This is a genomic window from Treponema sp. R8-4-B8 (assembly GCF_054786175.1).
In genome coordinates this window covers 1-7,682 of sequence record NZ_BDHE01000027.1, presented here as the reverse complement: position 1 = coordinate 7,682, position 7,682 = coordinate 1, and the positions used below count along the sequence as shown (strand labels likewise).

Sequence of the window (7,682 nt, the reverse complement as noted above, 5' to 3'; positions counted from 1 at the left end):
ACAATAATCGCTTTCATAAAGGAATGTAAAAATGATAATGCACATTGACGGCGAGCGGTTAAAATGTAGAGAAGTTAATTGGCTATTTTTCTACCTTTGTAAAGGAGGTTGCATACCTCGCTTTGACCGCGGCGCGGACGGCGGGATAAATCCCGCCTCAGTTTTTTCATCGTGGGGGAGCTGTTCGGCGCCGGAACGTTTGGGGTTTTTCATCTACACGCCTTCGGCGTGCGGTTAATTGTTCCCCAGGGAGGATTTGAACCCCCACAAACAGATCCAGAGTCTGCCGTGCTACCATTACACAACCGGGGAATGGGCGCTTTTATAGTATAAAAACCGTAAAAAATTGTCAAGTATTGGGTAGTCGGCTATAGTCAAGTAGTTTGTTAATTTCGCCGATGATCAATAAGAATAACCGCAAATTTGATCAAATTTCGGTTAGAATTGTATTGGGGAGGTTTTTGGAATGTCTGATAGTGAAGATATTGATCTTGATAGCGGTGATGCTCCTGATGCCGGCGGTGCCGCAAAAAAGAAAGGCGGCGGGCTTGGCAGTTTGCTTCCGACTCTTTTAAAGTTTGTGGCTATTGGCCTGGGCGCTTTAATTTTTATAGTAACCGTCTGTATTATTACCGTCAATATTTTGAATAAGGGCGGTAAATCCCAAACAGTTATCGCTGACCCTTCTTCCCCTTATGTGGGCAAGAGGCCGGAATACAATTATTTCGATATGATTGGCTCAATGACGGTCAGGACAAAGGATTTCCCAGTTAGCTCTACGGTCAGCGTGGAAATGATAATCGGCTATGATTTAGGCGATAATAACGCGTCTGCCGAATTAACCAGCCGCAGGTATGAATTGCGCGATTTTGTAAGGCGTTTTTTTGCCTCAAAAACAGCGGCGGAACTTGCGCCGGAAAGGGAAGAAGAGCTGAAATACGAAATTCGCGAGCAGCTGAATACCCGGTTTTTGGATACGGCGCGGGCGCGGATAATTTTGTTCAATAAATTGGACGTAATGGAGAATTTCTAACCTGACAGCGTTTACGCGGTCAGGTTTACTCTTGTCAAGAGTGAAAGATAAGTTTATTATAATAAAAAGGAGCTTCAAGGGCAATTATGACAGAAGTTCTGTCACAGGATGAGATAGACCAGCTTTTAACCGCAATTAACGCAGGAGATACCGAGCCTGAAGACTTTAGGCCGGCTGCGGACAGCCGGAAAATCAAAATATATGACTTTAAACGCCCCGACAAGTTCTCCAAAGAACAGATACGTACTGTTTCTATAATGCACGAAACTTTCGCCCGCTTGACCACGACAAGCCTTTCCGCCCAGCTTCGCAGTATGGTTCACGTCCATGTCGCTTCGGTAGATCAGCTAACCTACGAGGAATTTATCCGCTCAATTCCTACCCCGACAACTTTGGCCATTATCAATATGGACCCCCTCAAAGGAAACGCTATTTTGGAAATTGACCCGGCGATTACGTTTTCCATAATCGACCGTCTTTTTGGAGGGACTGGCGAAGGCACAAAATCTCAGCATGAATTGACCGATATCGAACAGTCAGTAATGGAAGGGATTATAGTCCGCATTTTAGGGAATATGCGCGAAGCGTGGACTACGGTTATCGATCTGCGTCCGCGCCTTGGGCAGATTGACACTAATCCGCAGTTCGCGCAAATCGTGCCTCCTACGGAAATGGTCGTTCTTGTTACGCTTGAAACAAAGGTAGGCGACGTGGAAGGCATGATGAACTTCTGTATTCCCTACCTTACCATAGAGCCGATAATCGGCAAATTGTCAGCCCAATTCTGGTATTCTTCGGTGCGCCGTAACGCCACTACGGAAAACCTCAATGTTCTAAAGGATAAGCTCGCAACAGTCGATGTTAATGTAACAGCCGAAATTGGAAAGATAAACGTGCCTGTAAGGGACGTGCTTTCATTGCAGATTGGGGATGTAATCAGGCTTTATAACACGCGTATTGGCGATCCCTATTCACTTAACATCGGCTCAAGGAAAAAGTTTCTGTGCCGTCCCGGCATTATCGGGAAAAAAATCGCGGTTCAGATAACGCAGAAAATAGACGAGGTTGTGCATGAAGAATTTGAAGAGCTTGCGTCTGAAGGAGATGAATTATGATGAGCGATGGCGCACTTTCGCAGGATGAAATAGACGCATTATTGTCTGGTGTAGATTCATCGGCAAGTAGTCAAGGTGGCGCGCCCGCGGCGACAATGGCGCCCCCGGCTGCTAACGCCGCTTTTGATGTTGACGCTCTTGAAAAGTTTTTTTCTTCAACTACGGGCGCTCTTTCTTCCAATCTTGCCGCTCTTACAGGCACAACCGTAACTCTTGTCGGTCCTGAAGTCGCTGCTACGTCACGTGACAATATGCTGACTCTGCTTCCCGGCATGGTTACCGTGGTAAATACCAATTTTACCTCAGGTTTCCCCGGCGAGCATTGTTTCATTTTCTCTGAAGAATCAGCTAAGGCTATCGCGAGCCTTATGACTAAAGAGAGCGATATTCAGCTTGATGAAATGGCGATGTCCGTTATCGGAGAAGTTGTTTCTCAAATCGCGGGAACTCAAATAACCGCTCTTACTGATAAAACCGGAAATAAATCAATAGCTTCCGCTTCACCAACTGCGGCAAATGTTCCCAAAGCCGCGGCGGCGCTTCCGGCGGGTACTTTTGCCGTTATGACTTACGGCCTTGATATGGGCGACGGGCTTTCCCATCAGATATGGGAAATTTTAGGCCCGTCTCCGGCTGCTGATATTTCCAGCGGTTTAAGCGGCAAGGCGCAGGCACAAGCGGCGGGTATGCCGCAAAATATGAATATGGGGGGCATGAATATGAGCGGAATGAATATGGGAGGAATGGGTATGGGACAAGGTATGTCGCCTAGCGTCGGATCTGCCAATGTGCAGCCTGTACAGTTCCCCAATTTGATGCAGCCGCGTCTTGGCCCTCACGAAGCGGGCAATATCGGCCTTATCATGGACGTGTCCATGGAGATGACCGTAGAACTTGGACGCACGCGCAAACTGATAAAAGAAATTTTAGGCATGGGCGAAGGCACGATTATAGAGTTGGATAAACTAGCGGGCGAGCCTGTGGATATTCTTGTCAACCATAAATTGATCGCTAAGGGCGAAGTTGTGGTTATCGATGAAAACTTTGGCGTGCGCGTAACGGAGATTGTGTCGCCGATGGAAAGGATTAACGATATGGGGTATAACTAGATTTTATGCGCCATCTGACCACTAAAAGTGGTCAGACGAGCGCATAAAATCACGCTAAGCGACATTGCTTCGCAACGTCACTTAGCGTAGCGGTTTACGGGCGGCTTTTGCGCCTGGCGGCGCAGCCGCCCTACATTCAGCCTGCGGCTGAACGTCGTAAACCGCCATTGGATGGGGAATTAATTGGGACGGGCTGCGCCGTCCTTTTTTTGTTTACGGGAAAATGTTTTAAGCAGGCATAAAAGGGAAAGAAATTTTTGAGACGGGTTGCGCCGTCTTTTTATTCTTGTCAAGGTACTGTTAAATTCCTGCCTGACGCCGTTGCGTTTATTTAAACTTGTTCCCAACCTGCCTTGGTGATTCCTTTTTCAATGGCGATTTGCGCGGTGAGCCTTTCGATATGTTCATCCCTGCGCTTACCGCTTACTTGAACCGAGGCCTCTATCTCAACCTTCCCGCCAATTTCATCCGCGCTTTGCAGATTGATAAGATGCATTTGCGGATGGTTCATTTTTTTTATCATCACCGAGCGAAGATCAAATTCGTTTTCTTCCCGGCAGGTTACGGACAGCACATAGGTGTTTGTTTCTTCCTCATAGCGCGTAAATGACGGCTGAATCCTGTCCGCGATAAAACGGAAAATTAAAGTGCTTGCGAGCAGGATAGCGGTCGCTATGGCGGCGTAAAGGAACAATCCGCTACTGCAAATTACGCCGATTGCGGCGGTACACCATATCGTAGCGGCTGTGTTTAAGCCCTGAACATTAATTCCTTCTTTGAAGATTACGCCGCCGCATAAAAAGCCTATGCCGGTTACAACTTGGGCGGCTATGCGGGAGTTATCGGGAGCGCCCATCAACAGTGAAAATAAAGTAAACATGCAGGAACCCATGCTGACCAGGATATTAGTACGTATGCCGGCGGCATGGCCTCTAAGCTGGCGCTCCAGTCCTATCAAAAATCCGAATAGAACGGCACAGCCGATGCGAATGGCAAAATCAGGTAATGTCATGGCAATTGCCTCCTAATGAAATCTCTCACACGGAGCATTCTCCGTGTGAGAATTGTCTTCCCGCTATTCAGCTTGCCTTTGCCTCTTTTCCTTCTTAGGCGGAATTACCCAGCACACAATAATGTACGCCAGTGTTACCGCCGAAAGAATGGCCATAGCGATCCAATACGCTTTATCAACATCAAAAATTGTCATAATAATCTCCTTTTCTTTTACAGCAATTCGCCGTAGTGTTTAACATACGCCCTTTTCAGACAGGTCGCTAACAGCATATACAAGAGTATCGTTGCGACAAGCCAAATAAAATATTCGCCCGGAAGTGGAACAAGATCTATTCTTCTGCCAAAGGGGGTAAACGGAATGTAAGTCAGCAACGCAATACCGGCAAGGGTCAATGTTGTAAGAGGCCATGCTGCATGACTTTGGATAAACGGAATTTTAGGCGTTCTGATCATGTGAATTACAAAGGTTTGACTCCACATCGACTCGACTTGCCAGCCGGCATGGAACATCGCCATATAGGCATATCTCATGTCGAAGCCAGCAAACAATCCCGACTCTATCAGAGTGCCTTCAGGAATGGCGTTAAACAACATTCCGTCAGAAACAAACTTCGGGCAGATGTAGAAGTACATTAGCAGGTAAGTGGTTAAATCGAACACCGAGCTTGTCGGTCCAATCCAAATCATAAAACTGCCGACAGACGAAGCGTCCCATTTTCTTGGCTTTTGAAGAAATTCTTTATCCACATTGTCCCATGGAATAGTTGAGCAGGATATATCGTAAATAAGATTTAGGAACAGAATGTGTATGCTGAGCATGGGCAGGAAAGGAAGCAACGCGCTTGATAATACGACAGAGAACATATTGCCGAAGTTTGAGCTTGCTGTCATTTTGATGTACTTTACCATGTTGGCGTAAGTCTTGCGCCCTTCGATTAAACCTTCTTCAAGCACCATTAAATCTTTTTCCAGCAGAATGATGTCGGCTGATTCTTTAGCGATGTCTACAGCCGTGTCAACGGAAATGCCGACATCAGCCGTTCTCATTGCCGCCGCGTCGTTGATGCCATCGCCCATGAAGCCGACAACGTGGCCCCTTTCCCTTAGAGCGCTGACAATTCTCGCTTTTTGTTCAGGGGAAAGTTTTGCGAACACGTTGGTTTTTTCCGCCGCCCTTCCCAGTTCCTTGTCGTCCATATTATCCACATCGGAACCGAGTAAAAGATTATCTATCCTTAAACCGACTTGTTTGCAAATGGTGCGGGTTACTTTGTCGTTATCGCCTGTAAGGATTTTTGTGGTAACGCCGTACTCAAGCAATGCTTGAATGGCTTGCGCGGTATCATGCTTAGGCGGATCAAGGAAGGCGAGATAGCCGATAAGCGTCATTTCCGTTTCATCTTTCACGGAAAACGCTCCAACCGGAGCCGGATTTACTTTTTGCGCGATGGCAAGCACGCGGAATCCGTCATTGTTGTATTTGTCCACCGTTTTTAAAACTTCTTTTTTTAGTTCTGAAGTTAAAGGCTCCACTTTGCCTCCATATTCAGCGTGAGTGCAAACGGAGAGCATTTCTTCAACGGCTCCTTTAGTGATCATCTGCGTCTTGCCGCCTTTGTCGGATACGACGACGCTCATTCTGCGGCGGCTAAAATCAAACGGTATTTCGTCAACTTTTTCATAAACCATCGACAATTCGCCCAATTTAACCGCAGTGTTAGGCGCGACGCCGTTGCCGTTTTGCGCGCCATTGCCGTTATTCGCAATGGCTTCATTTGCTTTTTCAGCTTCTTCCTGCGTCCTTTTGATAATGGCGACATCCATCAAATTCTTAAGGCCAGTCTGATAAAAACTGTTTAAGAAAGCGTGGCGCAATACACGCACGTCTTCATTGCCGTGAACGTCCATGTGGTATTCAAGAACAACTTTATCCTGAGTAAGCGTTCCGGTCTTGTCAGTGCAAAGAATATCTATCGCTCCAAAGTTCTGCATGGAGTTCAAATTTTTGATAATCGTCTTTTTCTTTGACATCGAAACCGCTCCTTTGGAAAGACAGGCGGTAACGATCATTGGAAGCATTTCAGGCGTAAGCCCTACAGCTACGGCGATGCCGAAAAGGAACGCCCCCATCCAACCTTCCTGCGATGTGAGTCCGTTTGCGATAAACACGACGGGAACCATAACCAGCATAAAACGAATTAAAACCCACGATACTGCGTTTACGCCTTTTTCAAAACTTGTCTGAACGGCTTCACCTGCGACGGATTTTGCCATGGAGCCAAATAAGGTATCGTTGCCTGTAGTGACCACAACGGCGGTTGCCGCTCCTGAAATGACATTGCTGCCCATAAAAGCGAGGTTTGAACATTCCGTATAAGTTTTTGGTTTTATTTGGAGTTCATCGGATACTTTTTCAAGCGGATCGCTTTCGCCCGTCAGTGCGGATTGGCTTATAAACAAATCCTTTGACTGGATTATACGCACATCGGCAGGAACCATATCGCCCGCCGAAAGACGCACAATGTCCCCCACGACAATATCCTCAAGATCGATTTCCTTTGGACCCGTCTCAATGCGCTCAACAGTAGCCGTCGTCGTGATCATCGCAAGCAGTTTGCGTACCGCCACGCTGGAGCGGGATTCCTGAATAAAGCGCATAAGCCCGCTGATGATAATCATTGTAGTAATAATGCTTACAGTTAAAAATTCAGGGTCTTCGCCCCCTGAGATTGGAAGGATAATATCCGTAATGCTTGATACGATTACCAGTACAAAAAGAATTGCAGTAAAAGGATTTACAAACGCTTTGGCGAGCCGTTGAAATAACGATTTTTCTTTTTCGTGCGTTACCCTGTTGTTGCCGAATTTATCCCGTATTTTGTTCACTTTTTCAACGCTTAAACCTTTCGGCGTAGTATTTAAACTGGTTAATACGACTTTTGTTGAATGTTGGGAAGCATAGTCGTATCTTTGGTTGATTTCGTCCCTGCGGACCGCTTCCTGCGCCAGTTGACGAGCTGTTTTTTTTGTTTCTTTCGACATTTGCTTTACCTCCTTCTTCTGGAAAAAACAGGGAAAGGCCCTGTAACGGTTGGAGTATAAAAATAAACAAACCGTTTTGATTTTCCGATATAAACGACATCGATGGCGCTTAACACAAACCACCCGACCATAAACCATCTGAAATAATCATGCCTGAAAACTTCCGAGATTCCTGCGGTAGCGAATATAACAGCCGCTAAAAAAAACAACAGGCTTATATTTTTACATAAAACGCCTATTTTAATGTTTCTTTTTTCTTTCTCTTCCATGTTTTGATAACTTTTAATGTACGCAGCCGCTTTTCCCGTGTAAAAGCTAATGCCAATCACGAGCATAATAACGGCGATTGTATAACAAATTACCATGATA

The 7,682-nt window shown here is 46.1% G+C and carries 8 protein-coding genes and 1 tRNA gene; 4 read left to right on the top strand and 5 right to left on the bottom strand.

Going from position 1 to position 7,682, the window contains the following annotated elements:
• Positions 1-31 precede the first annotated feature (31 nt).
• Entirely contained in the window at positions 32-238 is a 207-nt protein-coding gene (locus ACYVRA_RS05290; protein ID WP_461251706.1) for a hypothetical protein, read from the top strand.
• Between the two features lie 3 nt (positions 239-241).
• Here ACYVRA_RS05290 and ACYVRA_RS05285 read toward each other — a convergent pair.
• Positions 242-312 (bottom strand) — tRNA-Gln (locus ACYVRA_RS05285).
• Between the two features lie 154 nt (positions 313-466).
• On the opposite strand from ACYVRA_RS05285, the gene ACYVRA_RS05280 reads away from it, so the two are divergent.
• The 3 genes from ACYVRA_RS05280 to fliN all read left to right on the top strand — a co-directional run bounded on the left by ACYVRA_RS05280 (position 467) and on the right by fliN (position 3,257).
• Entirely contained in the window at positions 467-1,033 is a 567-nt protein-coding gene (locus ACYVRA_RS05280) for a flagellar basal body-associated FliL family protein (protein WP_461251705.1), read from the top strand.
• A gap of 86 nt (positions 1,034-1,119) precedes the next feature.
• Positions 1,120-2,148 (top strand): flagellar motor switch protein FliM, encoded by a 1,029-nt coding sequence (gene fliM, locus ACYVRA_RS05275; protein WP_461251704.1) that lies wholly within the window; start codon positions 1,120-1,122, stop codon positions 2,146-2,148.
• The gene (gene fliN, locus ACYVRA_RS05270; protein ID WP_461251707.1) at positions 2,148-3,257 is read left to right on the top strand and encodes a flagellar motor switch protein FliN; all 1,110 of its coding nucleotides are present in this window, start codon (positions 2,148-2,150) and stop codon (positions 3,255-3,257) included. The genes fliM and fliN overlap by 1 nt, the downstream gene beginning before the upstream one ends.
• A gap of 331 nt (positions 3,258-3,588) precedes the next feature.
• Here fliN and ACYVRA_RS05265 read toward each other — a convergent pair whose 3' ends face one another.
• The 4 genes from ACYVRA_RS05265 to ACYVRA_RS05250 all read right to left on the bottom strand — a co-directional run.
• On the bottom strand, positions 3,589-4,269 hold the full coding sequence (locus tag ACYVRA_RS05265) for an MgtC/SapB family protein (protein WP_461251703.1): 681 nt from the start codon (positions 4,267-4,269) through the stop codon (positions 3,589-3,591).
• A 63-nt stretch (positions 4,270-4,332) separates the two neighbouring features.
• On the bottom strand, positions 4,333-4,464 hold the full coding sequence (locus ACYVRA_RS05260; RefSeq protein WP_461251702.1) for a hypothetical protein: 132 nt from the start codon (positions 4,462-4,464) through the stop codon (positions 4,333-4,335).
• Between the two features lie 17 nt (positions 4,465-4,481).
• Entirely contained in the window at positions 4,482-7,313 is a 2,832-nt protein-coding gene (locus tag ACYVRA_RS05255) for a magnesium-translocating P-type ATPase (RefSeq protein ID WP_461251701.1), read from the bottom strand.
• A 5-nt stretch (positions 7,314-7,318) separates the two neighbouring features.
• Positions 7,319-7,682 (bottom strand): DUF3784 domain-containing protein (locus ACYVRA_RS05250; protein WP_461251700.1); only part of this gene is annotated, 364 nt, incomplete at its 5' end.

Excerpts from the sequence above, each read along its gene's own strand:
- ACYVRA_RS05265 (WP_461251703.1), bottom strand. The coding sequence starts at position 4,269 with ATGACATTACCTGATTTTGCCATTCGCATCGGCTGTGCCGTTCTATTC.
- fliM (WP_461251704.1), top strand. The coding sequence starts at position 1,120 with ATGACAGAAGTTCTGTCACAGGATGAGATAGACCAGCTTTTAACCGCA.
- fliN (WP_461251707.1), top strand. The coding sequence starts at position 2,148 with ATGAGCGATGGCGCACTTTCGCAGGATGAAATAGACGCATTATTGTCT.
- ACYVRA_RS05255 (WP_461251701.1), bottom strand. The coding sequence starts at position 7,313 with ATGTCGAAAGAAACAAAAAAAACAGCTCGTCAACTGGCGCAGGAAGCG.
- ACYVRA_RS05260 (WP_461251702.1), bottom strand. The coding sequence starts at position 4,464 with ATGACAATTTTTGATGTTGATAAAGCGTATTGGATCGCTATGGCCATT.
- ACYVRA_RS05280 (WP_461251705.1), top strand. The coding sequence starts at position 467 with ATGTCTGATAGTGAAGATATTGATCTTGATAGCGGTGATGCTCCTGAT.
- ACYVRA_RS05290 (WP_461251706.1), top strand. The coding sequence starts at position 32 with ATGATAATGCACATTGACGGCGAGCGGTTAAAATGTAGAGAAGTTAAT.